The sequence below is a fragment of the Ruegeria sp. BK1 genome (assembly GCF_056535645.1).
Window position 1 is genome coordinate 2,406,277 of sequence record NZ_JBQFIS010000001.1, and the last position, 24,285, is coordinate 2,430,561.

Genomic DNA, 24,285 nt, shown 5'->3' on the forward strand with positions numbered 1-24,285 from the left:
TCTGATTGAGGGGGCGTTCGGACAATCGTCGTGTCACCCAATAAAGCAACACAGAGGCAACGATTGTCCGAACGGTCCAATGTGAGTGGTGGTCGTTCGCTTGATGCGCCGTTCGTAGCACGAAACGGCTATTGAGGCTTGCGAACTCTGGCCAGTCAGTGGTGTTGGGCAAAGTTCAGCCGACATAAGCGCGCGTTTACGCCGATCCCGGTGCCCCGGCGCGCGTCCGGCATGGCCCCCAGATTGCCGCCACGGCCAGGATCAGCCCAGCTACCGTTGCGATCATGCCAGCCGCACTGACGGCATCCGCCATACCCAACCACAGGGGGCCATATCCGGCCAGCACATAGCCCAGCACGGCCGAGGTCACTGCAAAGGCGACGGACCAGGCGATTTGCGTTTCCAGCCGATTGGTCATCATCCGCGCGGCTGCGGGTGGGCAGATAAACATGGCGATCACGATGATCGACCCCACCGCATCAAACGCTGCTACGGCAGCGATGGCAGCGGTGATCACCAGCGCAAACCCAAGCGGGCCGGTCCGGATACCGATGGTGCGGGCAAAGCCCTCGTCGAAGGTAGAGATCTTGAGCGGCCGCCAGAACAGCCATGTAAACACAGACACCGCAGCCAGCGTCAGTGCGATGCGCAACAGTTCAGGCGGCAGGCCCGCCAGTGCGTCAATATCCAAAAGCGACGACCAACCCACTGCGTCCAGCCAGATCAGGCTTTCCAGATTGCCGTAAAGCGCATGTTCCACGTCCAGATGCACGGACGAAGTATCGGTCTGCTCCAGCAATAGCACCCCGGCGGCGAACATAGTGGTAAAGACCACACCCATCGCGGCACCGGATTCGATCTGGCCCAGCCGCCGGATCGCCTCGATCATCACCACGGCGACCACCGCAGCCCCCGCCGCACCCAGCATCATGGGCCAGGTCGAGATCGCTCCGGTCAGGATAAACGCTACCACAATCCCCGGCAGCACTACATGGCTGATCGCATCGCCAATCAGCGCCTGTTTGCGCAGCACCAGAAAGTTGCCCGGTAACGCGCAGGCAATCGCCGCAAAAGTGCCAATCAGCAAGGGCGTTAAGGACAGGGGTACAAACTCTTCACCGCTCATGCCACCACCCCCTGCGGGCCGCCGATCTGGCGATCGATCTCAGCGATCTGGTCGCGGGTCAAGACGGTCTCAATATCGCGCAACCCGTCATAGAGCGCGGCTGTCGCCTCATGCGCCTGATCGGCGCGGACGATTTCCCAGCGTTTTTCATCCCGCAGGGCCTTGGCCGCGCGGGCCTTGCCAGCCTCGGTCGCGACCCCATCGGCGCGGGCCAGGCCTGCGCGTTTCAACAGGCGCAGGGTCAGAGGTTCGTAGATCTTCTGCCCCTGCGCCAACGCCAGCAGGCCTTGACGAATATGAACCCGGCGCTGAAAGCGCAGATGACGCAGCACGGCGGCCAGAACGCCACGCACCGGAGCAAGCAACAGCGACAGGGCAAACAGGGCAAAGCTGACCAGCACGATGATCGGACCCGTCGGCAGGTTCGGGGCCGAGGCCGACAGCGCCGCGCCGACATAGCCCGAGACCCCTCCGGCGACCCCGGCCAACAGGACCACCCGGTCGGACCGTTCAGTCCAGAACCGTGCCGTGACGGCAGGGATGATCAACAATGCCACGATCAGGATCAGTCCGACGATTTTCAAGCCGACCACGGTGACGGCCATCACCAGCCCCATCATCGCAAGGTCGATGCGATGCACCGGCAGCCCTCGGGCGGCAGCATATTCAGGGTCAAAGGCCACCATCGTCATGGGTCGGCGCAGGATCATCACCAGTACCAGCGTCGCAGCGCCTCCGACAGCGATGATCAGTGCATCCGCCCACAGCATCCCGGCGGTCGAGCCCAACAGGAACCCTTCCAACCCCGCCTGACGACCCACGCCCATAGTCTGGATCACAGTCAGCAGTACGATACCGAAGCCAAAGAACACCGACAGAACCGCGCCGATCGCGGCATCCTCGGCCAACCGCGTGTGGCGGGTCAGCCAGTTCATGCACAGCAGGCCCACCCAAGCCGACAGGGCCGAACCAGCCAGCAGTCCCAGCAGGTTGCGTCCGTCGCCGCCAAAGGCAACCAGCACCATGAAGGCCAGACACACACCGGGCAGCGTTGCATGGCTGATCGCATCGCTGACCAGCGCGCGTTTGCGAAGAAACAGGAACGTGCCCGTCACCCCCGCCGACACGCCCAGCAGCGCAGCCCCAATGGCAACAAGCGAGGCGTTATAGCCCAGCTGAAGGGTCAGAGCGTCCCAAAGCATGGATTATCCCAGCGCGCGCGAAATCTGGTCGATCTGAGCGGTGGCCAGACGGCCCCCATAGGCGGCCTGCAAAGTCTCGGCTGTGAAAGCCTGATTCACAGGACCTTCCGCCACCTTGCTGGTATTGATCAGGAAGACATGGTCGAAATAGTCGGTGACGGTGGCCAGATCGTGATGCACGACGACCACGGTCTTCCCAGCCTCTTTCAGCGCTTTCAGCACTGCAATGATGGCCTTTTCGGTGGCCGCATCGACCCCGGCAAAGGGTTCGTCCAGTAGGTACAGATCAGCATCCTGCGCCAGAGCGCGCGCCAGAAACACCCGCTGTTGCTGACCGCCCGAAAGCTGACCGATCTGACGGTCCGCGAAATCACGCATGCCGACACGGTTCAGGCAATCCATCGCACAAGCCATATGCCGAGCACGAACACGGCCCAACAGACCCAACTCGCGCGAGAGGCCCATCAGCACCACGTCGATCACGCGGGTCGGGAAATCCCAATCCACGCTGGCGCGCTGCGGGACATAGGCGATGTGGGCGCGTTGGGACTCGAGCGGTTGACCGTTGACCGTTACCAGCCCCGAAAGCGGCGACACGATCCCCAGCGCGGCTTTCAACAAAGTCGACTTGCCCGCGCCGTTTGGCCCGATAATGGCCGTCATCGCGCCGGGCTGCACCGTCATATCCACCGAGAACACAGCGGGTTTCTGACCGTAGGACACAGTCAGACCGCGAATGGCCAGCGGACTTCGTTCAATCCCGTTGTCCTGAACGGATACGCCCTGATGTGCTGCAAGCTCCAGCATCGCTCAAAACCCCGCCGTCAGTTTGCCGTTCATGCCCAGCGCCGGCGCATCCGCACCCAATGCAGTGGCAATGACGGTGATATTGTGATCCAGCATTCCGATATAGGTGCCCTCATAGGTGCCCGGCTCGCCCATGGCGTCGGAATACAGCTCTCCGCCCACATCCACCTGATGCCCCTTGGCCGCGGCACCTTCGATCAGCGCACGAATGGATCGGTCCGAAACCGAGCTTTCCACGAACACCGCCGTCAATTTCTGATCAACCAGCGTATCGACCAGTTCGCCGATCCGGTTCAGACCAGCCTCGGACTGGGTCGAGATGCCCTGAATGCCCAGCACCGCATAGCCGTATTCCGCACCGAAATAGCCAAATGCGTCGTGGGCCGTCACCAGAATGCGGTTGTCCTTCGGGACGGCGGCCAGCATCCGTTTCCCATAGGCTTCCAACTGGGCAATCTCGGCAAGATGGGCCTGCGCATTGGCGGCGAAAAACTCGGCCGCTTCGGGGCGGGTGTCAGTCAGCGCATTTTGCACCTGAACTACAATGTCGCGCCACAGGGCCGGGCTCATCCACACATGCGGGTCGAATTTGTCGGCGTAATCATCATGGGCGCGCAGCTTGGACGTGTCGATCCCTTCGGCAACGGCCACCACGTTGCGCTTGCGAGACAGGTCGTGGAAGAAATCCTCCATTTGCGCTTCAAGATACAGGCCGTGCCATAGGATAAGATCTGCGCGGGTCATTGCGACGATATCGCTGCGGGTCTGGCGATAAGCGTGCGGGTCTACACCGGGGCCCATCAGGCCCTTGACCTCGACCTGGTCCCCACCGACCTGACGCACGGCATCTGCAATCATACCGGTTGTCGCCACCACTTTAAGCGGCGTTTCGGCCAGCGCCGAGATAGGCAGAGCAACGGCAAAAGCCAGCGCTGCAAGAAAGCTACGACGAATCATGTCAGACCCCGATCTGATATCCCCATGACCGTTAATATGCGAACCATTCGCAACTTAGTCAATGCTATTGCGAATTATTCGCAAAAAAGGCGGCCATATTTGTCCATTTGGTCAAAAAAATGGCAGAAACGCACTCGCTTGCCCTTTTCTTTAGACGCAACCCATGCGATTTTGGCGCAAATCTCCCAAAGGACGCGATGATGGAAACGCAGAGCCCCGTGCGCACCGCGCATCTGCCGCAAGTGACCGAACCCCGCAATCCGGGTATGGATCTGGATTTGGACTGGGTGCGCGCCGTGCAGGCCAACACCTCAGCCATTGAACGCCGTGCCGCCACCCTGCCCGGTCGTCGTTCTGTAAAGAAAGATTATCAGGCCGCTTGGCTGCTGAAGGCAATCACGATGATCGACCTAACCACTTTGTCGGGCGATGACACGGTGGGCCGCGTGCGCCGCTTGTGCGCCAAGGCGCGTCAGCCTGTAGCCCCCGCGCTATTGCAAGCGATGGACATGCCGCCGATCACCACGGGTGCGGTTTGTGTCTATCACGACATGATCGAACCAGCTGTTGCGGCGCTAAAAGGCACTGGCATTCCGGTGGCTGCTGTCTCGACCGGGTTCCCTGCGGGTCTGTCCCCCTTCCATCTGCGCGTGGCCGAGATCGAAGAAAGCGTAAAGGCCGGGGCCGAGGAAATTGACATCGTGATCTCGCGCCGTCACGTGCTGTCAGGCGACTGGCAGGCTCTGTATGACGAGATGAAGGCTTTCCGTGCCGCCTGTGGCGACGCCCATGTCAAAGCCATTCTGGCGACCGGAGAATTGGGCAGCCTGCGCAATGTCGCTCGCGCCTCGGTCGTGTGCATGATGGCGGGGGCGGATTTCATCAAGACCTCGACCGGCAAGGAAAGCGTTAACGCCACCCTGCCCGTCTCTCTGGTGATGATCCGCGCTATCCGCGACTACTATGACCTCACAGGATACCGCGTCGGCTACAAACCTGCGGGCGGGATTTCCAAAGCCAAGGATGCGCTGGTCTATCTGTCGCTGATCAAGGACGAGCTGGGCGATCGCTGGCTGGAGCCGGACCTGTTCCGCTTTGGTGCGTCCTCGCTGCTTGGCGATATCGAGCGGCAGTTGGAACATTATGTCACCGGGGCGTACTCGGCTGGCTACCGTCACTCCATGGGCTGAGGACAAGAACAATGACAGTCAAAGAGATTTTCGAAACCATGGATTACGGCCCCGCCCCCGAAAGCGCAGCCGAGGCGCTGGCTTGGCTGGTCGATCAGGGTGACAAATTCGGCCACTATATCGACGGGGCCTTTACCAAACCCGGCAAAGGGTTTGACAGCCGTAACCCGGCGACCGGAGAGGTGCTGGCCAAGCTGACCCAAGCCAAACTGACCGATGTGGATGCCGCGGTGGCTGCCGCCCGGAAAGCACAGCCCAAGTGGGAGAAACTGGGCGGCGCGGGGCGTGCGCGGTATCTCTATGCCATTGCGCGGCTGTTGCAGAAACATTCGCGTTTGTTTGCGGTGCTGGAAAGCCTCGACAACGGCAAACCGATCCGCGAATCGCGGGACATCGACATCCCCTTAGCCCAGCGGCATTTCTATTACCACGCAGGCATGGCGCAGTTGATGGAGAGCGAGTTGCCTGATGCACAAGCTTTGGGCGTGTGCGGACAGATCATCCCGTGGAACTTCCCGCTGCTGATGCTGGCGTGGAAGATCGCGCCAGCGCTGGCGATGGGAAATACGGTGGTCCTGAAACCTGCCGAGTATACCTCGCTGACAGCCCTGCTGTTTGCCGATATCTGCACGCAGGCTGGGTTGCCCAAGGGTGTGGTCAATATCGTCACCGGTGATGGCGCGGTGGGTGAGATGATCGTAAACGCTGACGTGGACAAGATTGCCTTTACCGGCTCGACCGCCGTGGGGCGGCGCATCCGCGAGGCAACCGCTGGATCCGGCAAGGAACTGACGTTGGAGCTGGGCGGCAAGTCCGCCTATATCGTGTTCGACGACGCCGATATCGATTCAGCTATCGAGGGGCTAGTCGATGCGATCTGGTTCAATCAGGGTCAGGTCTGTTGTGCGGGTTCGCGCCTGCTGGTGCAGGAAGGCATCGCCGATCGCTTCCACGCCAAGCTGCGCGCGCGGATGGACGGCTTACGCATTGGCAATCCGCTGGACAAATGCATCGACGTGGGCGCAGTTGTGGACCCGATCCAGTTGCAGACGATCAAAGGCATGGTCGACAGCAACACCGTAGGTGAGGTTTATCAGGCGGCCTGCGCACTGCCCGAAAATGGCTGTTTTTACCCGCCTACACTGATTTCCGGCCTCGAAACCTCGGACCCTTTGATGCAGGAGGAAATATTTGGCCCTGTTCTGGTCTCCTCGACATTCCGCACGCCTACTGAGGCGGTCGAACTGGCCAATAACACCCGCTACGGGCTGGCCGCGACGGTCTGGACCGAGAATGTGAACCTCGCGCTGGATATCGCGCCCAAGCTGGTTGCGGGCGTGGTCTGGGTGAATGCCACCAACCTGTTCGACGCCGCCGCCGGGTTCGGCGGAGTACGCGAAAGCGGCTTTGGCCGTGAGGGCGGATGGGAAGGCCTGGCCGCCTATACCAAACCCAAAGGCAAGACCAAGCCTCTGACCAAGGTCGAGGCCGCGACGGGTGAAGGCGCGCCGGTTGATCCCATTGACCGCACCGCCAAAATGTATGTTGGCGGCAAGCAGGCGCGACCGGACAGCGGATATTCAAAACCCGTCTGGGGCAAATCAGGCCTTCTGGGTCATGTGGGTCTGGCCAACCGCAAAGACGTGCGCAACGCGGTAGAAGCCGCGGCGGGCGCGAAAGGCTGGGCCAAGACCACCGGCCATCTGCGGGCGCAGATCCTGTATTATATCGGCGAAAACCTCTCGGCCCGCGCAGATGAATTCGCCGCGCGGATCGACGCCATGACCGGCGGCAAGACCGGCGCGGCTGAGATTGAGACCTCGATCCAGCGCCTGTTCACCGCCGCTGCATGGGCCGACAAATATGACGGTCAGGTGCATGGCGTTCCGATCCGGGGTGTTGCCCTTGCGATGAAGGAACCCGTTGGTGTGATTGGCGCGCTGTGCGCGGATGAGGCGCCTTTGCTGGGCCTGATCTCGGCCATGGCCCCGGCGATTGCGATGGGCAACCGGGTGGTGCTGGCGGCCTCCGAGCCCTATCCGCTGGCAGCAACGGATTTCTACCAGATCCTCGAAACTTCGGACGTGCCTGCGGGCGTGGTCAATATCCTGACCGGCAGCCACGCGGAGCTGGCCAAACCCCTGGCCGCGCATCTGAATGTGGATGCGGTCTGGTCATTCTCATCGACCGATCTGTCGGCCGAGATTCAGAAAGCCTCGGCGGGGAATCTCAAACGGACATGGGTCAACAATGGGGCCGCGACAGACTGGAACGCGGATCAGACGCGCCGCTTCCTGCAAGCCTCGACCGAGGTCAAAAACGTCTGGGTGCCCTACGGCGAGTAGGCCCCCAGAACCGAACCCAGTGGTGCATATGCGCGAAAACACGCGCATATCACCGATTAACATGTGAATTCGTTCATATACAGATAACCCCACGTCCCTCAGCGTGGACCCATTCCAGATGAGGGTGGGCCCGATCATGCTGAATATCCCGTTTGAAATTCCTGACTACATACAACTGACCACAATGGTCGGTGTCTTCGGCGCGGGGCTTTATATCCTGAACTATTTTCTGCTTCAGATGGGCATCGTGCGCGGCACTGGTGTGACCTATCCGGTGCTGGTGATTGTCGCTGCCAGTTGCGTGCTGATCAGCATGATGCGCGAGTTCAATCTGGCAGGCTCGATCATCCAGATGGCCTATATCTCGATCTCAGTTCTAGGCTTGCTGCGCGGGTACCTGTCACGTCATCTGGTGCGTTTTTCCGACGCCGAACAACAGTTCATCGCGCATCATCTGGAGACGTTGAAACCGCATCAAGCCCGGCGGCTGCTGAACACCGCAACTATTCAGGAGTTCCCGGCGGGCAGCAAGCTGATCGAAGAGGGCAAGACCACCGATTTTCTGGGTTTCGTCCTCAGCGGACAAACAACCATCCTGAAGGACGATCAGGTGATCAACCGCTGCGGGGCTGACGAAATACTGGGCGAGTTGACATTTAGCCTGGGATTGCCCGCAACGGCCACGGTAAAGGCCACCGAGCCCACCACCTGCCTAGTATTCGACAATATCCAACTCACGCGCTTGTTGCGCCGGAATCGCCATATCGACGATGCGTTGAAGGCCGCGCATTTCAGACATGCGCGGCAAAAACTGCTGAGCAGCAACAAACACACCCTTCGGGCGCAGAACAGCTCGGTCGCAGCCTAGGCGTTAGCCATCCAGCCCTTCGGGCTTACCAACGATGGTGAAATGCAGCCCCTCCGGGTCCAGCAGTTCCGAGGCAACACGATTCACATCCTCAAGCGTGACCGCGTTCACCTGATCGTTGCGGGTGGCGATATAGTCGATGGGCAAATCCTCCATCTGCATCCCGACCATGATCCCGGCGATCTGGCTATTGCCATCGAACCGCAAAGGATAGGCGCCCGTCAGATAGGTCTTGGCATCGTCCAGCTCTTTCTGGGTGAAGCCTTCATTGGCCGCACGCGCCCATTCATCCCGGATGACGGACACCGCGTCCGCGATCCGGTCATTCGAAGATGAGACCGAACCCAGATAGACCGAGGCCAGATCCTTGGGGACCAAGAAGGTCGACACCCCATAGGTCAACCCGCGTTTTTCGCGCACTTCCTGCATCAGACGGCTTTCGAACCCACCGCCGCCCAGCATGTGATTGAGGATGAAGGCTGCAAAGAAATCGGGATCGTCACGATCGATACCCGCATGACCAAACAGAGCCACAGATTGCGGCGTGTCAAACTCGACAACACTGACCCCGCCGGGGATGTTGACTTGCGCCGGTCCGGGGATCGGTTTGCCTGTTTCGGGCAGATCGGCCAGCAGGTGATCCAGCAACCTGCCGAGTTCTTCGGGCGTGATATCGCCCACAGCCCCTACATAGAGCCGATCTTTGGCAAAGACGTTCTCATAGGCATCAACCACGTCGTCTCGGGTCAGGGCGGTCACGCTTTCGATCGTTCCCTTGCCCTCGGTTCCATAGGGGTGATCCCCATAAGCCATTCGCGCAAAATTGCGTCCGGCGATATCGTTCGGGCTGGTCTGATCCGACCGCAAGCCGGACAGAACCTGCGCCCGCACACGATCCACCGCGTCCTGATCGAAACGCGGCTCGTGCAGGGTCACACGCAGCAGGTCGATCACTTCGTCCCGGTTTTCAGTCAGGAACTGCGCCGAGACCGAGACGGTATCGTCACTGGCGTTATAGCCAAACGATGCTGCCAGCGATTCAAGCTCACGCGCATAGGTTCGGGAATCCATGTCGCCCGCGCCTTCCTCGATCAGGCCGCTCATCAGATAAACGGCCCCTCGCTTGTCAGGGTCGTCCAGTGAAGTTCCACCACGGAACCGCAATTCCAATGCGGTGAACGGGATCGAGTGATCCTCAACCAGCCACGCAGTGATACCACCAGGCGATGTCACCTCCTGAATTTCGATCTCGGCCCAAGCGGGCAATGCGATCACGAATGCAATCAGGGTCGCGAAAATCCGTTTCATTGCGTCACCTCATCGTCGCGCATCAGCCAGCCCGTTACCGAGGTTTCCAGTTGCAGAACCTCGCGGGCGGCAGCGATGATTTCTTCTCCGGTTACGGCCTGCAGGACATCCGGCCAGGCCTGCACGTCCTCGACCGTCAATCCGCTGGTCAGGGCCCGGCCATAGCGATTGCCGATCCCGTCCACATTGTCGCGCGCATAGGTTTGCGAAGCGCGAAGCTGCATCTTGATCCGGTCCAGATCCTCTTGGTTAACACCGTCGGCAATGAACCCGGCCACGGCTGCATCCATGGCTTCTTCGGCCTCTTGCAGGGAAACGCCCTGCGCCGGAACGATAAATAGATCAAAGGTTGTGTCATCCAACGACACGCCGCGATAGAACGCCCCGGTGTAAACGGCTTTCTGTTGCTCGAATTGCAGTTTTTCGGTCAGGTATGACGTGTTCCCACCACCCAGCAATTCGGCCAACATGAACAGGGCTGCGGCCTTTTCCTGTTCGCCCGCGTTGCGTTCAGGCGCCAGATAGCTGCGCTGCACGTAGGGCTGCGATACGCGTGCGTCCTTGAAGGTCAGCCTCCGCGCGGCCGTCTGCGGCGGCTCTTGCGAACGGATGCGCTCGGGCAGGTCCGGGTTGGCGGGGATCACGCCATAGTATTTTTCGGCCAGCGCCTTGACCTCATCGGGCTCGACATCGCCTGTCACAACCAGAATGGCGTTATTGGGCGCGTAGTGCGTCTGGTAGAAGGACAGAGCGTCCTCCATGTCCAGCGTCTCCATCTCGTGCCGCCAGCCGATGATCGGAACCCCGTAGCGGTGGTTGAGGTATTGCGACGCGTTCATCTGTTCGCCGAACAGGGCGCGGGGGTTATTGTCGGTGCGCTGGTTGCGTTCCTCAAGGATCACATCACGCTCGGTCACGATATCATCCTCGGACAGGCGGATATTGCGCATCCGGTCCGCCTCCATTCGCATCATCAGTTCCAGCCGGTCGGCGGCGACGCGTTGGAAATAGGCGGTGTAGTCATACGAAGTGAATGCGTTGTCATTGCCGCCATTGGCCGCCACCGTGGCCGAGAACTCACCCGGTGCCAGCGTATCGGTTCCTTTGAACAGCAAGTGTTCCAGAAAATGCGCCACACCGGACGATCCGACGGGTTCATCCGCCGAACCTGCGCGATACCAGACCATATGCTGCACGACAGGGGCGCGGTGATCCTCGACCACGACGACATCCATGCCGTTTTCCAGCGTGAAGGTAGTGACCGCCTCCTGGCCATCTTCGGCAAAGACCGGGGTGGCAGCAATCAGGGCAGCCGACAGGGCAAGGGCCCGAACCATGGGGCATCCTCCGTTTGTTGTCTGAGTTTCAAACTACGGTGGCGCGGCGCAGGTTCAAGTGTGATGACGAAAAGTTAAGGATTATTCACCTGGCGGCGGAGCCGACGGAGTTTCGACCCCAGCCTGCCGTGCCTGTTCATTTACCTGCGACGAATCCAGCGCCCATCGTTTGTAAACTTGCGAATAGCGGTCCACGTTAAACAGACGCAGTCGGGTAAAACGGCTTTGCTTGCGGCGGAACTCAGCGTCTTCGGCATCGACCACCTGACGAGCATTCTCGGTCACGCCATACCGGTTCGAGGCCGTCACCAATGCGCCATCCGCCGCGGGAATCGCCGTGTTAGGATTCAGTGCATCCGGGTTGCCGCCCAGTGCCGCAATCGCATCCCCCTTGGGGGTCGGGTCGGTTAGATTCCCTGCGCCCGGTGTCGGCGCGGGCAGGAATTGATAATCTTCGGGCTGTGTCAGCGGCTTGACCGGCAGGACCGAGAATTCATCCGGTCCCGGACCCGGCGCCTGAAGGTGGCGCAGACCGATATCGGAACATCCCGCCACCGTGAAGGCAAGCGTCACTGCTATAATGGAACGCGGCAACCGCATCGTAGTCTCCAGCCTGTTTGAGGCGCTTTTATCGCATTTCCACCGGCGCGTCACGAGGGCTTTTTGCCGTCGAATAGGATCAACCCGATGGCACCGGCGAAAATAAACACATCGGCCAGATTGAAGACAAACGGGTTGTTGATACCGCAACAGGACATGTTCAGGAAATCCAGAACATAGCCGTAAAGCACCCGGTCCAGCACATTACCCAGCGCGCCGCCGATCAAAAGCCCGCCCGAAAGCAGCATGATTTTCGAGGGCGCTGACCGCACCAGCCAGATTAGCACGGCAGCCGAGATCGCAATGGAAACGCCGATCAACGCCCAGCGTGCCGCTTCGGTATTGCCCTGAAACAAGCCGAAGTTGATGCCGCGATTCTCGCCATATTTGAACATAAGCAAGGGCGGCAGGACGTCGATATCGCCGTCGGCCACGCGCATGACGTGAACGACCAGAACTTTGCTGATCTGGTCGATCGCAAACGCCGCCATCGCAGCCCAAATTAGCAACCGATAGCGCATCAGTGGCGGAAGTGCCGCATGCCGGTGAAGACCATGGCCAGACCGGCCTCGTCCGCCGCTGCGATCACTTCGTCATCACGCATTGAACCACCGGGCTGGATCACACAGGTGGCACCGGCCTCAGCGGCCTCCATCAGACCGTCGGGGAAGGGGAAGAACGCGTCCGATGCTACGGCCGAGCCGATGGTCAACGGTTGAGCCAAGCCCAACACATCGGCCATACGTTCGGCTTTCTTGGCTGCGATCAGCGCAGAGTCCACGCGGCTCATCTGTCCAGCACCCACGCCTACGGTCGCGCCATCTTTGACGTAGACGATGGCATTGGACTTGACGTGTTTCGCCACTTTCCACGCGAACAGCAAATCGCGCATTTGATCTTCGGTCGGAGCCTTTTTGGTGACGACCTTCAGGTCATCCATACCGATAAAACCATTGTCCTTGTCCTGTACCAACAAACCTCCGGCAACCTGACGGACGGTTTTACCACCGGCCATTACATCAGGTAAGCTGTCGGTGGTCAGCAGGCGCAGGTTTTTCTTGGCGGCGAAAATGGCTTTCGCCTCATTGGACGCGCCTGGGGCGATCACGACCTCGGTGAAGATGCCAGTGATTTCCTGCGCGGTTTCGGCATCCAACGGTTGGTTCAGCGCCACGATCCCGCCAAATGCCGAGGTGCGATCGCAGTCGAACGCCGCCTTATAGGCCTCGATCAGCGTGGCACCTGTCGCTACACCGCAGGGGTTGGCGTGTTTGATGATGGCACAGGCAGCACCCTGCGCCGGATCGAACTCGGCCACCAACTCAAACGCGGCGTCGGTGTCGTTGATGTTGTTGTAGCTCAGTTCTTTGCCCTGATGCTGCACGGCGGTGGCGACACCCGGACGATTTGTGCCATCGGTATAGAACGCTGCCTGCTGGTGGCTGTTCTCACCATAGCGCAGGGTCTGTTTCAACTCTCCTGCAAAAGCGCGACGCTTCGGAGCCTCTAGCTGCAGCGCGTCAGCCATCCAATTCGACACAGCCGTGTCGTAGGCCGCTGTGCGGGCATACGCCTTTTGGGCAAGCCATTGGCGGAAACCATACGACGTCTTTCCGTAATTCTCCTCCAACTGGTCCAGCAGTGAGGAGTAGTCTTCGACATCCACCACTACGTTTACAAAGGCGTGGTTCTTGGACGCCGCCCGGATCATCGCCGGGCCACCGATGTCGATATTCTCGATGCATTCGTCATAGCTTGCACCTTTGGCGACTGTGGCCTCGAACGGGTAGAGGTTCACCACCAGAAGGTCGATCGCGCCGATGCCATGTTCGGTCATTGCGGCAACGTGAGTGTCGTTGTCACGCAGCGCCAACAAGCCACCATGCACCATGGGGTGCAGGGTTTTTACGCGGCCGTCCATCATTTCGGGAAAACCGGTAATCTCGCTGACATCCTTCACATCCAGCCCCGCCTCGCGCAGCGCCTTTGCGGTACCACCTGTGGACAACAGCTCGACCCCGCGCTCGGCCAGCGCCTTGCCCAAGTCGATCAATCCGGTCTTGTCGGATACGGAAAGCAGCGCGCGGCGCACGGGGTGAAAGTCGGTCATGGGTCCAAAGGTCCTTTTGGCGTCAGTCGAAATCGGGCTCGTCCCGGTGCACATCGCGCACGGCATAGGCTGTATCCTGCGCCTTGCTCAACGTCCACCGGATGCGCGTCGCATACTCCATTGCGCAGCCAGATAGAACGATCTGTTTTGTCGCGCGCGGCTTTAGCCGCCCTTTTTCAAGGTAAACGCTTGGCTCGACACCCAATTTTCCAACGCCATCATGGCGAAACACCCAGATTTCACCGCTTTTGAGCGCCATCGACACCGCCGCACCGCCCAAATCCAGCGCCGCATCTACGTCGGGGTGCAGGTGAAAGCGGATATCAAAGCCCAGACCTTTCAACCCCGAGGCATCCATCGCCCGGTCAAACTGCCGCTTGGCCTTGTCACTTGTGGCCAGCAGAATATCTTCGCCGGTCAGTTCACGGCCATCAAAGCGCAGCTCGAAGGTACGGGCATGGGTCAGACCGAAAACCTTGGCATAGCCGTCATGCCCAGCCATGAAGCGCGCGCCTTCGAACGCCTCTTCAAACTCATTGGGTACCTCGCGCGGGGCATCCATCAGCGCCTCTTTCTCAGTCCCCGGAACCGGGTCCGCCAGCCGCGCGCTGGAATAACCGTCCAGGCACAGGGTCGAATGCGATGGGGTTGCCCGCCCTGCCCGACGCCACTCGACCCCGAATGTCTCACCCGATCCGCAATTCACGACCAATGGCCGCCGCCCCGAGGTCAGCTCGAAAGCCAGCGTCGATGCGTGGGCGTTGTAAGAATTGGCCCCCTTCGGCGGCGTTGCGGCGTCGATAATCACACTGGTCCGGGCCGCGTAAAGACGCCCGAACCCCATCGACAACCCCTTGGCGCGTTGCGGTTTTACCCCGCTTTGGGCAAGGGCCTGATCCAGCCGCCCTTCAACTCCGCGTCCGCCGCCGTGAAACCGGGCCAAACCGCCATCCGTGTGGCGCAAACTGCGCAGCGCCGGGGCGATGCGCTTGATCGCATTGGCCTGCGCGCCGGGCGTCCCCCGCCCCAGATCGCTGAGCGCAGCCGACGTCCAGGCCAACAAGGTGAAAACTTCCAGCAGTTCTTCGGGATTGCGCGTGGGAATGCCGCCTTGTGCGTCGATTTGGCTGTCGCATTCGCGGGCCAAAGCACGCAGGGCCGGGTCGGCCAATTGTTCGAGCCCCTGCAACGCCAGACCGGCCTGCACCAGACCAGCCAGTGCCTCGAACCGGGGCAAGCCGGGAGTGGCAGCTTTCCACCGCTTGGACAGAAACCATGTCTGCTGCGCCAGCGAACGAAAGAAGAACTGAGACTGCTTTTCATCCATTCCGCGCAGCAAAAAGGACGCGTGATTGATCCAGCGCATCACCCGCCGTCCGGTCAGATCGGGCACCCAGCCCGGCCCCTGCCCGCGGCCATGCGCCTCGATCCAGCCCCAGACCCATCGCTGGGCCTTGTCGCGTGCGCGCATATCACCAACAGCGGCCAGATCGTCCAGCCAGGCAAAGCCGTGGCGTTCGTGGTCAAAACCGGCGCTCGGGGCAGTCACGTCCCAAAGGCCGGTATCCTGCGCCTCGACCAGAAATCCGGCAAACAGCAGATTTCCCGCCACCAACTGCCGCCCACGTGCAAAAGAGCCAACCGTGCGCGGCTCGGGCTCTTTCACGAATCCCGCTGCCGCCTTGCGACGCTGGCTCAGCCGCGCATAAAGACGGTTCTGGAACCGGGTCCACCGGCTTGTCATGGAATCGGAGTTAGACATTGCGCTCGTTACTCTGCCCCTTGCGCTCTGTTGGCGCCTGAGACCCAACGATAGACCGCGCCGCACGTCAAGTCACCGAAAAGCGTTGGATTATTCCGATTTGTTCAGACAGGCGATGTAGAAGCCATCCATACCACCGCGATCAGACCAATAATCGGGCCGCAACCGCAACCCGCCCTCTTCAGTGATCCAGCCCTTTTCAACGCCGGTCACGGCCAGAGCCTGCCGGTTTACCTGCATGTCGGGGAACATAATCAGCGCCTCTTCGATCTGCACTTCGCCCTCATCCGGCAGCAAGGAACAGGTGCAATAGACCAGCTGCCCGCCAGGTTTAAGCAGACCCCACGCATGGGCCAGCATCTGCGCCTGCAATTCGATCAACCCGCCAAATTCCGCGCCATCCTTGGCATAGGGCAGGTCCGGGTGGCGGCGAATAGTGCCCGTGGCCGAACAGGGGGCGTCCAGCAGGATGGCGTCGTATTGGCCTTGATGGTCCAATGCGTCGCCTGCGATGACCTGCGCCGTCAGCCCCGTGCGAGCAAGGTTCTCGCGCACCCGTTCCAGCCGCGATTCCGAGATGTCCAACGCCGTGACCTGTGCTCCGGCGGCCGCCAGTTGCAGCGTCTTGCCCCCCGGTGCGGCACAGAGGTCGAGTATCTTCTCTCCGGCCTTCGGGGCCAGCACCTGCACCGGCAGCGCCGCCGCCGCGTCTTGCACCCACCAATCGCCCGCATCGAATCCCGGCAGGGCCGAGACCTGCCCCGCATCCTGCACCCGGCGCGAGCCCGTAGGCAGCGCCTCGCCAGGACCATTGGCACCGGGTTTGACGGTAATATCCAGCGGCGCACCTGCGAAATGGGCTTGTTCAATACCCGTGATCGCATCCGCGCCCCAGGCCATAGTCAGCGGGTCGCGCAGCCATTCGGGCAGGCGCGGCACGCGCATCTTGGGCCACGCATCCGGCCCTTCGGCGGCCACTTTGCGCAGCACCGCATTGACCAACCCCTTGAGGCGACCATGCTTGCGGGACCGGCCGACGATCTCGACCATCGAGTTCACTACACCATGCGCGGCCTCTCCGTGGCACAACTCAACCGCGCCGAGACGCAGAGCATTGTGGACGGTCAGCGCGGGCGTGCGGTTCAGGTGATTGTCCAGCAGACGGTCGGCGCGTTCCAACCCGCGCAGGGTTTCCAGCGTCAGGCGTTGCGCCCGCGCGCGGTCTTCGCGGTCCAACCGATCCAATGCGCCAGCCGCCAGGCATTCGGACAAAAGCCGCCCTTCGCCCAGAATCTGATCCAACAGATAGATCGCGCTGCGTCGCGCTGCTGTTGCGTTGTCGGACATGGAACCGCCGTTGATGTGACCCTCGCCCGCATTGCCAAACGCGGACGGGGGCGTATATCAAGCCCTAGCACGGAAAGGAACCCGATCTCATGAGCGACCAGCGCAAAGCCCTGCCGCCCGCCGCCCAACGCGCCCTGGCCGAGGCCGAGGACCGTCGCCGCAAGGCCGAGGCTGAGGCAAAGGAACAGCCCAAAGAACTGGGCGGGCGTGATGGCCCTGACCCCGCCCGCTACGGTGATTGGGAAAAGAAGGGCATCGCAATCGACTTCTGATCACTCAGCCCCGCAGCGCGGTCAGGAAATCGGCAATCAACGCGCGCTGTTTTTTGGATTTCGCCCGATCCTCGGGCCATGTCAGCCAATAGCCGTCTTTTGTTTTCAACTCGGGAAGATCCAGACGCCGTAAGCGCCCGGCCTGTAAATCGGCCTGCGCCAGAGGTTCAGACCCCAGCGCCACACCTATCCCTTGCCGCGCCGCCGACAGGGCGTGTTCCATCGAATCGAAACTGATCACCGAAGGCGGCAGATCGTCATGACCCGTCTTGCGCGCCCAGTCGCGCCAGGCGGGCCGCTCCCCACGCAGCTCGATCAGGGGCGCTCCCCACTCCACGCCCGGGGCGGCCAAGGGCACCAGAACCTCGGGCGCGATCCGTTCAGCCTCGCGCCCCGACCACGTGCCGCGCCCATAGCGGATTTGCAGCCAAGTCCGCTCTTCATCCAGCGATGACCGTCGCGCGACCGAATCCGTCATTACCCGCACTTTCGGGCGCATCCGCTGGAACCGGGATATCGCCGGAACCACAAGCGCATGGATGTTCGACGACAGCCCCGCAACGCGCAACTCACGCGGAGATTTGCCAAACAGATCCTCGGTATTTCGTTCCAGCGCCTGTAAGCTGTCCTGCACCAGCGGCAAATAGCTTTCGCCTTCGACCGTCAACGACACGCCACGTGCTTCGCGCACAAACAGGGTCCGGCCCAGCCACGATTCCAGGTTTCCAATCCGCTGACTGACGGCCGCTTGTGTCAAGCCGAACTCGCGCGCAGCAGCGGAAAACCCGCCCAGCCGACCGGCGGCCTCGAACACCCGTAGCCAGTCCAGAGGCGGCAATCCGATCTTCTTCTTAGCCATAAGATTTTCCAGCCCTCAGTCGCAATAAGGTTTAATTGTGGTAATGCCACGAGGCGCGTATCACCTCAAGCATAGCTCGCGCTGAACAGGAGAAGCCCCATGCTGCGCACTGCCACTCACACGGCCCAGATCGTGACTGTCGAATTTGCCGATGGCACCCAATCCCGATTTCACTCCATCTGGCTGCGCGACAACGCGTTGGACCCCGACACCCGCGCGCCGGGCAATGGTCAGCGCCTGATTACCATCGGTGACATTCCCGTCGATACCACGATAAGCGCCGCTGAGATGGAAGAGGGCGATCTTCGCGTCACCTTTCAGCCCGAAGACAAGACGGTCACCTTTCCCGCCGACTGGCTTGCCGCACACAGCTATGACCGCACCCAAAGTGCCGAGTTTGGACGCCTCGCCCCCGGCATCACCACGTGGGCGCAGAGCATCGAAGCCCCCGCCGGAGATTGGACGCAGGTTCATTCCAATCCCACTGCCAAGCGCAACTGGCTGGCCGCCGTCGCCGAATATGGCTTCGCCAAGCTGACAAACGGCCCGTCCGAGCCGGAATCGCTACTGCAAGTGGCCGACCTGTTCGGCTATGTGCGCGAGACCAATTATGGCCCTTATTTCGAGGTTCGGACTGAGGTGAACCCCACCAACCTTGCCTTTACCGGGCTCGGTTTGCAGGCGCATACCGACAACCCTTATCGCGACCCGGTGCCAACGCTGCAAATTCTCTACTGCCTTGAAAACAGCGCCGAAGGTGGCGAGTCAATCGTGGTCGATGGCTTCCGCGCAGCCGAAAAACTGCGTGATCAAAACCCCGAGGGCTTTGCCCTGCTGACCGGATACCCGGCGCGGTTTGAATACAAGGGCGAAGACGGGGTTTGCCTGCGGTCCCGCCGCCCGATGATCGAACTGTCGCCCGATGGCGAGTTGATTGGCATCCGGTTCAACAATCGGTCGTCTGCGCCGTTTGTTGACATCCCCTTTGACCAGATGGAGGCCTACTATGCCGCCTACCGTCAGTTGGGAGCCATCATCGACGACCCGGCCATGGGCGTGTCGTTCAAGCTGGAACCGGGTGAAAGCTTTATCGTCGACAACACCCGCGTGCTGCATGCGCGGCTGGGCTATTCCGGGGCCGGGTCGCGGTGGCTGCAAGGCTGCTACGCCGACAAGGACGGGCTGCTGTCCACGCTGGCGGCAATGGATGCCCCTCAGCCGGAGGCGGCGGAATGAAACCCGATTTCTCGACCCTGAACCGCGACAATATCGTGGCCTTCATCGGCGACATCTTCGACCGCCGCGGCGGTGAGGAATATCTGGGCGAACCCGTCACCATGGCCGAACATATGCTGCAAGGGGCCACGATTGCTGAACAGAACGGCATGCCCGAGGAAATCATCGTCGGCGCCCTGCTGCACGATATCGGCCACTTTACGTCCGAGTTCGGCACCTATCACCCCGACGACACCGAAGACCGCCACCACGAGGATGCAGGTGCCGAAGTGCTGGAGCAGTTCTTCCCGTCCGTCATCACCGATTGCTGCCGGTATCACGTGGCGGCCAAGCGCTATCTCTGCGCCACCAAGCCCGAGTATTTCAACCGGCTGTCCACCGCCTCGGTCCACACATTGGAGTTGCAGGGCGGCCCGATGAACCCCGAAGAGGTGGCCGCGTTCGAGGCCAACCCGAACCTGAAAGAGATCATTCAGGTCCGCTATCTGGACGAGGCCGGCAAACGCGCGGGCATGGAAACCCCTGATTTCGCCCATTTCGCCCCGATGGTGCAGCGCATGGTCGATAAGCATATGGAGGCCGCATGACCGCGCCTGAGTACATCTTTGAAGCCAGCGCCAAGCCGTCCTTGCCCTGGCACGAGGTGCCCCTGATCCGAGCCACCGATGCATCCGTCAAAGGCTACGGTTGTCTGGTCGATGACCCTCAAGGGTTCGAGATCGAGATCACCCGCTGGCCGCAGCAAGGCTGGCGGCCCATCGACGAGGGCACCGGTGACGAAGGCGGCTGGGTTGAAGGCACGTTCAAATGCGACTGGCAAGGCGACGTGCTCTATGGCGAGAACGAGGCGGTCAAAGGCCACTATGTTCTGGGCTGGTCCGCCGATCCGCAGCAGGCGCAAAAGGCACGCCAAACCGCGCCTCGTGATCAGGTCCTGCTGTGGCACATGAACTATCACCCGGATGGCGGTCAGATGTTCTGGCCCCTGGACAACAAGCCCTTCATCGTTCCTGCTGCCCTGCCCGGCGACAACCTGACGCCCGAGAAGGTCGTGGCCTTCTGGTGTGACGGCTCACGCGGGCTCTATATTCATCCCGGCATCTGGCACGAGGGAATTTTCCCGGTCGAAGACAGCCAGCGGTTTCTTGACCGTCAGGGCGCAGTTCATGCGCGCGTCAGCGCCGATATCGGGAAAGAGTTCGGCGTCTACCTGTCTTGCCCGTTGCGCGCGGACAAGATTAAGGACGTGTAGGCAAAGCCCCAGTATGCGCCCGTTGCTTGCGGGTGATCCATAGCTGAACGGCCATCAGATATGGCACGTAGAACGCAAAGTTTTGCACAAGGTCAAACGGGCCCGTGAAATCGGGCTCGGACCCCAGCCCACCGGTCAACAGATACCAGATCGTGTAGTGCACCCGATAAAGCCACGATCCCAGCGCCAGCCAGAACAGGCGCAGGCCCCAAGCCCAATGACCGGCACGGTCTTTGTTCAACGCCATACGCGCCACCATCAGCGCTGCCGTGAACAGGCAAAGCCCATAAAGGAAAAAGGCCGCCGACATGACCGACCCACCGATCGTGCCACGCAGGGGGATATAGGTCATTCCGGCCAAACCCGTGAACAACGCCAATGCGACCAGCACTCTGCCCAGCTGACGATGAAAGCCGGTGAACGTGCGCCGCACCCCTTTCAGCAGTTGCAAAGGAACAAGCGCGACCAAAACAGTTCCGGCGCAAATATGCAGCACCATCGCCAAATTGCCGACAGGCTGCCCATCTGCAAACAAATAGCTTTGCTGCGCAGCGGCTGCGGACAATCCGATACCGATCATACCTACGCCGTGTACAACGAAAGGCAGCAGAGTCAGATAGAACCCAATCAGCAACAGGCCCAAAAGTACTCGAGATCTTACGGTCTGCATAAGCTGACCATAGGGCCGTCGGTTAGCACGTCTATAGCTCAGAGCCCCAGAACATCCACCATATCATACTGACCGGGGGCTTTGCCCTGCCCCCACAGCGCCGCTTTCAGCGCGCCGCGGGCGAAGATGACGCGGTCGGTGGCCAAATGGCGCAGCACGATACGTTCGCCCGGAGCTGCGAACAAAACATCGTGTTCGCCCACGATGTCTCCGCCGCGAATGGCGTGGAAGCCGATATCGCCGCGTTTGCGCGCGCCCGTGATGCCGTCGCGGGCGCGATCGGACACGTCCGCCAGATTGACTCCGCGCCCTTCGGCTGCGGCCTCACCCAGCATCAAGGCAGTGCCCGAGGGCGCATCGACCTTGTGGTGGTGATGACCTTCGATCACTTCGATATCGAAATCCTCATCCAGCGCGGCGGCAACTTTCTTGGTCAGCTGCACAAGCAGATTGACGCCGAGGCTCATATTGCCCGCCCGCACGATCACTGCATGGCGCGCGGCAGGTTCCAGCGCGGCAATCTGCTCATCCGTCATACCGGTGGTGCCAATCACATGTACACAGCGCGCTTGTGCGGCCAGCGCGGCAAATTCCAGCGTCGCCTCGGGCGCGGTGAAGTCTATCACCGCCTGCGCCTGCGCGAATGCTTCCAGTGGGTCATCTGTGACAGTGACGCCCAACGCAGGGCCGCCCATCGCCGTGCCCACATCCTGACCGATCCAGTCATGGTCCGCACGTTCAACAACGCCGACCAGACGCGCCTGATCGCTCTCAGACACGGTCTTGATCAGCATCTGCCCCATACGGCCCGAAGCTCCTGTGATGACGATCCCCGGAATATGGGTCATGGCTTGCTTCCCTCATTGCAATCGGCTCAAAGCCTCCTACCCGGTTCGCGCCCGCTTGGCAAAGGTGGGATTTGGGCTTAGATCGAAGTCATGGCAAAGAACAAATTCCACGATGGCCCCGGCCCGTCCCAACGACAGCTGCGTGTCGGCGAACTGATCCGCCGCACCCTGTCCGAGGTTCTGGCGCGCGGAGATGTCCACGACCCCGACCTGAATCGCATGTCAATCACCGTGGGTGAGGTGCGCACCTCGCCCGATCTCAAGATAGCCACCGCCTATGTCCTGCCCTTGGGTGGCAAGGGGCAGGAGGACGTGATCGATCTGTTGGCCCGCAACAAGGGCGAGCTGCGCCGCATGATCGGCAAGAAGCTGAACCTGAAATTCTCGCCCGATCTGCGGTTCCGTCTGGATGACACGTTTGACCGTCTGGACGATACCCGCCGCATGTTCGAACAAGACGCGGTGCGCCGCGATCTGGACGAGTGATCCGCACGCTGGCCACATTGGGCGCGCTCCTGTGGGCCGCGCAGGCCGGTGCGGTGAGCTGTGAAAAAGTCACCCACGACGACAAGCGATACACTGTTTGTGAGGTGGACGCGGCAAACGAAGACCTGCGTCTATTTCTGAACGACGACAGCGGCGATCTGCTGGGGCATTTTTCCTCGGTGAATGAGGCGCTGGCCCCCGGCGGTGAACGCCTGGCCTTTGCGATGAATGCGGGCATGTATCACGACGACCGCTCGCCCGTGGGCCACTATGTCGAGAACGGCCAAGAGCAGATGCGCGTCATCTCCAACCCCGGCCCCGGCAATTTCGGCCTTCTACCCAATGGGGTGTTCTGCATCCGCGAGGGCCGCGCCGATGTGTTCGAGACGCTTGACTATGTGGATCAGGCCCCCGAGTGCCGCTTTGCCACCCAATCCGGCCCCATGCTGGTGATCGACGGAGAGCTGCATCCGCGTTTTCTGCCCGACTCGACCTCTCTGTTCGTGCGCAACGGGGTGGGCACTAGTGCTGATGGCACCCGCGCGGTGTTTGCGATCTCGGACGATTACGTCACCTTCCACGAATTCGGCAGCCTGTTTCGGGACGTGCTGAAAACCCCCAACGCACTGTTCTTCGACGGGAATATTTCACGCATGTATGACCGGGCCGGGGGCCGCTCAGATATCGGCTTTTCACTGGGGCCCATCGTGGGTGTGGTCGAAAGCGCACCTGTAAATTGACAGCGCCCATGTGATCCGCTACCCCGCGCGCCTCAGCATGAATCAAGGTGTAATATGGGACGCAAACGCAAGGGCCGCGACATTTCCGGTTGGCTGGTGGTGGACAAGCCTGCGGGCATGACCTCGACCGCCGTGGTCAACAAGGTGCGGTGGGCGATGGATGCGAAAAAGGCGGGCCACGCGGGTACGCTGGACCCCGAGGCGACCGGCGTTCTGGCCGTGGCGCTGGGTGAGGCGACCAAGACCGTTCCCTACATCACCGACGCCTTGAAAGCCTACACCTTCACCGTGCGTCTGGGTCAGGCCACCAACACCGACGATGCCGAGGGCGAGGTGATTGCACAAAGCGATGCGCGCCCCTCGGATGACGATATCAAACAGGCGCTGACCCCGTTTCTGGGTGACATCATGCAGGTGCCGCCCAAGTTTTCCGCCGTGAAGATCGATGGCCAACGCGCCTATAAACTAGCTCGCGATGGCGAGGATGTGGAACTCTCCGCCCGGCCTCTGTGGGTCGAAGAGCTGATCCTTGTCGACCGCCTGGATGACGATCATGTGGTGCTGGAAATGACCTGCGGAAAAGGTGGCTATGTGCGCTCCATCGCCCGCGATCTGGGTGCGGCGCTGGGATGTCACGGCCACGTCAAAGAACTACGCCGCATCTGGTCCGGTCCGTTCGAGGTCGAAGATGGACTGTCCGTCGACCAGATCGACGAAATGGCAAAGACCGAGGCTCTGGATGACTACCTCCACCCGCTGGAGACCGGCCTCGCCGACCTGCCCGAGTTGAAATGTACCCCCGAGGGCGCCACCCGTCTGCGCAATGGCAATCCGGGCATGGTGCTGGCCAGCGACGTGGAATATGGCGACGAGGCTTGGGCCTCACTTGACGGCAAAGCTGTGGCCGTGGGCATCTATAAATCCGGCGAATTGCACCCCAGTCGGGTGTTCGTCGTCTGAAAC

General features: G+C 61.0%; 24 protein-coding genes. 10 read left to right on the plus strand and 14 right to left on the minus strand.

Going from position 1 to position 24,285, the window contains the following annotated elements:
- Positions 1-196 precede the first annotated feature (196 nt).
- The 4 genes from ACR3E7_RS12070 to ACR3E7_RS12085 are packed head-to-tail and all read right to left on the minus strand — an operon-like array spanning position 197 to position 4,092.
- Positions 197-1,126: a metal ABC transporter permease gene (locus tag ACR3E7_RS12070; RefSeq protein WP_480503403.1), complete on the minus strand. Its 930-nt coding sequence runs from the start codon at positions 1,124-1,126 to the stop codon at positions 197-199.
- On the minus strand, positions 1,123-2,328 hold the full coding sequence (locus ACR3E7_RS12075; RefSeq protein WP_170785091.1) for a metal ABC transporter permease: 1,206 nt from the start codon (positions 2,326-2,328) through the stop codon (positions 1,123-1,125). The genes ACR3E7_RS12070 and ACR3E7_RS12075 overlap by 4 nt, the downstream gene beginning before the upstream one ends.
- A 3-nt stretch (positions 2,329-2,331) precedes the next feature.
- Positions 2,332-3,135 (minus strand): metal ABC transporter ATP-binding protein, encoded by an 804-nt coding sequence (locus tag ACR3E7_RS12080; protein ID WP_480503405.1) that lies wholly within the window; start codon positions 3,133-3,135, stop codon positions 2,332-2,334.
- Positions 3,136-3,138: 3 nt separating this feature from the next.
- Positions 3,139-4,092, minus strand: a complete 954-nt coding sequence (locus tag ACR3E7_RS12085) for a metal ABC transporter solute-binding protein, Zn/Mn family (RefSeq protein WP_480503406.1) — start codon at positions 4,090-4,092, stop codon at positions 3,139-3,141.
- Positions 4,093-4,292: 200 nt separating this feature from the next.
- Between ACR3E7_RS12085 and deoC the strand changes: the two genes are divergently transcribed.
- The 3 genes from deoC (at position 4,293) to ACR3E7_RS12100 (ending at position 8,495) form a co-directional block, all read left to right on the plus strand.
- Positions 4,293-5,282, plus strand: coding sequence for a deoxyribose-phosphate aldolase (gene deoC / locus ACR3E7_RS12090; RefSeq protein ID WP_480503408.1), 990 nt, complete (start codon positions 4,293-4,295; stop codon positions 5,280-5,282).
- A gap of 11 nt (positions 5,283-5,293) precedes the next feature.
- On the plus strand, positions 5,294-7,627 hold the full coding sequence (locus ACR3E7_RS12095; protein WP_480503410.1) for an aldehyde dehydrogenase family protein: 2,334 nt from the start codon (positions 5,294-5,296) through the stop codon (positions 7,625-7,627).
- A 136-nt stretch (positions 7,628-7,763) separates the two neighbouring features.
- Positions 7,764-8,495, plus strand: coding sequence for a cyclic nucleotide-binding domain-containing protein (locus ACR3E7_RS12100; RefSeq protein WP_480503411.1), 732 nt, complete (start codon positions 7,764-7,766; stop codon positions 8,493-8,495).
- 3 nt (positions 8,496-8,498) lie between these two features.
- Here ACR3E7_RS12100 and ACR3E7_RS12105 read toward each other — a convergent pair whose 3' ends face one another.
- From ACR3E7_RS12105 to ACR3E7_RS12135, 7 genes are all read right to left on the minus strand, one after another.
- Complete coding sequence (locus tag ACR3E7_RS12105; RefSeq protein WP_170772782.1) at positions 8,499-9,803, minus strand: M16 family metallopeptidase; 1,305 nt, start codon at positions 9,801-9,803, stop codon at positions 8,499-8,501.
- A complete protein-coding gene (locus ACR3E7_RS12110; RefSeq protein ID WP_170789575.1) occupies positions 9,800-11,140 on the minus strand; it encodes a M16 family metallopeptidase in 1,341 nt (446 codons plus the stop codon). The genes ACR3E7_RS12105 and ACR3E7_RS12110 overlap by 4 nt, the downstream gene beginning before the upstream one ends.
- 81 nt (positions 11,141-11,221) lie before the next feature.
- A complete protein-coding gene (locus ACR3E7_RS12115; protein WP_480503413.1) occupies positions 11,222-11,740 on the minus strand; it encodes a DUF3035 domain-containing protein in 519 nt (172 codons plus the stop codon).
- A gap of 50 nt (positions 11,741-11,790) precedes the next feature.
- The gene (gene lspA / locus ACR3E7_RS12120; RefSeq protein ID WP_480503414.1) at positions 11,791-12,261 is read right to left on the minus strand and encodes a signal peptidase II; all 471 of its coding nucleotides are present in this window, start codon (positions 12,259-12,261) and stop codon (positions 11,791-11,793) included.
- A complete protein-coding gene (gene purH / locus ACR3E7_RS12125) occupies positions 12,261-13,850 on the minus strand; it encodes a bifunctional phosphoribosylaminoimidazolecarboxamide formyltransferase/IMP cyclohydrolase (protein WP_480503415.1) in 1,590 nt (529 codons plus the stop codon). Before purH ends, lspA begins: the two co-directional genes overlap by 1 nt.
- Before the next feature lie 22 nt (positions 13,851-13,872).
- Positions 13,873-15,612, minus strand: a complete 1,740-nt coding sequence (locus ACR3E7_RS12130) for a heparinase II/III family protein (RefSeq protein WP_480503417.1) — start codon at positions 15,610-15,612, stop codon at positions 13,873-13,875.
- A gap of 90 nt (positions 15,613-15,702) precedes the next feature.
- Entirely contained in the window at positions 15,703-16,959 is a 1,257-nt protein-coding gene (locus ACR3E7_RS12135; RefSeq protein WP_480503418.1) for an RsmB/NOP family class I SAM-dependent RNA methyltransferase, read from the minus strand.
- A gap of 89 nt (positions 16,960-17,048) precedes the next feature.
- On the opposite strand from ACR3E7_RS12135, the gene ACR3E7_RS12140 reads away from it, so the two are divergent.
- Positions 17,049-17,231, plus strand: a complete 183-nt coding sequence (locus ACR3E7_RS12140) for a DUF1674 domain-containing protein (protein WP_480503419.1) — start codon at positions 17,049-17,051, stop codon at positions 17,229-17,231.
- Between the two features lie 4 nt (positions 17,232-17,235).
- Here ACR3E7_RS12140 and ACR3E7_RS12145 read toward each other — a convergent pair whose 3' ends face one another.
- Positions 17,236-18,090: a LysR substrate-binding domain-containing protein gene (locus ACR3E7_RS12145; RefSeq protein WP_480503420.1), complete on the minus strand. Its 855-nt coding sequence runs from the start codon at positions 18,088-18,090 to the stop codon at positions 17,236-17,238.
- A gap of 99 nt (positions 18,091-18,189) precedes the next feature.
- Here ACR3E7_RS12145 and tmpA point away from each other — a divergent pair, with 99 nt between their 5' ends.
- Genes tmpA through ACR3E7_RS12160 form a run of 3 tightly spaced genes read left to right on the plus strand, consistent with a single transcriptional unit; the run spans position 18,190 to position 20,578 of the window.
- The gene (gene tmpA / locus ACR3E7_RS12150) at positions 18,190-19,326 is read left to right on the plus strand and encodes a 2-trimethylaminoethylphosphonate dioxygenase (RefSeq protein ID WP_480503422.1); all 1,137 of its coding nucleotides are present in this window, start codon (positions 18,190-18,192) and stop codon (positions 19,324-19,326) included.
- Positions 19,323-19,913 carry a (R)-1-hydroxy-2-trimethylaminoethylphosphonate oxygenase gene (tmpB, locus tag ACR3E7_RS12155; RefSeq protein ID WP_170772794.1) on the plus strand — a complete coding sequence of 197 codons (591 nt, stop codon included), beginning with the start codon at positions 19,323-19,325 and terminating at the stop codon, positions 19,911-19,913. The genes tmpA and tmpB overlap by 4 nt, the downstream gene beginning before the upstream one ends.
- Positions 19,910-20,578 carry an ureidoglycolate lyase gene (locus tag ACR3E7_RS12160; RefSeq protein ID WP_480503423.1) on the plus strand — a complete coding sequence of 223 codons (669 nt, stop codon included), beginning with the start codon at positions 19,910-19,912 and terminating at the stop codon, positions 20,576-20,578. Before tmpB ends, ACR3E7_RS12160 begins: the two co-directional genes overlap by 4 nt.
- Here the strand turns inward: ACR3E7_RS12160 and ACR3E7_RS12165 are convergent.
- Positions 20,565-21,248 carry a DUF2306 domain-containing protein gene (locus ACR3E7_RS12165; RefSeq protein ID WP_480503424.1) on the minus strand — a complete coding sequence of 228 codons (684 nt, stop codon included), beginning with the start codon at positions 21,246-21,248 and terminating at the stop codon, positions 20,565-20,567. The two genes, ACR3E7_RS12160 and ACR3E7_RS12165, sit on opposite strands and share 14 nt — an antisense overlap.
- Positions 21,249-21,286: 38 nt before the next feature.
- Positions 21,287-22,096, minus strand: coding sequence for a 4-hydroxy-tetrahydrodipicolinate reductase (gene dapB, locus ACR3E7_RS12170; protein ID WP_170772800.1), 810 nt, complete (start codon positions 22,094-22,096; stop codon positions 21,287-21,289).
- A 90-nt stretch (positions 22,097-22,186) separates the two neighbouring features.
- Here dapB and rbfA point away from each other — a divergent pair, with 90 nt between their 5' ends.
- The 3 genes from rbfA to truB are packed head-to-tail and all read left to right on the plus strand — an operon-like array spanning position 22,187 to position 24,282.
- The gene (gene rbfA / locus ACR3E7_RS12175; protein ID WP_170379347.1) at positions 22,187-22,582 is read left to right on the plus strand and encodes a 30S ribosome-binding factor RbfA; all 396 of its coding nucleotides are present in this window, start codon (positions 22,187-22,189) and stop codon (positions 22,580-22,582) included.
- Positions 22,579-23,322, plus strand: coding sequence for a phosphodiester glycosidase family protein (locus ACR3E7_RS12180; RefSeq protein ID WP_480503425.1), 744 nt, complete (start codon positions 22,579-22,581; stop codon positions 23,320-23,322). Before rbfA ends, ACR3E7_RS12180 begins: the two co-directional genes overlap by 4 nt.
- Before the next feature lie 54 nt (positions 23,323-23,376).
- On the plus strand, positions 23,377-24,282 hold the full coding sequence (gene truB / locus ACR3E7_RS12185) for a tRNA pseudouridine(55) synthase TruB (protein ID WP_480503426.1): 906 nt from the start codon (positions 23,377-23,379) through the stop codon (positions 24,280-24,282).
- The last annotated feature ends 3 nt before the right edge of the window (positions 24,283-24,285 follow it).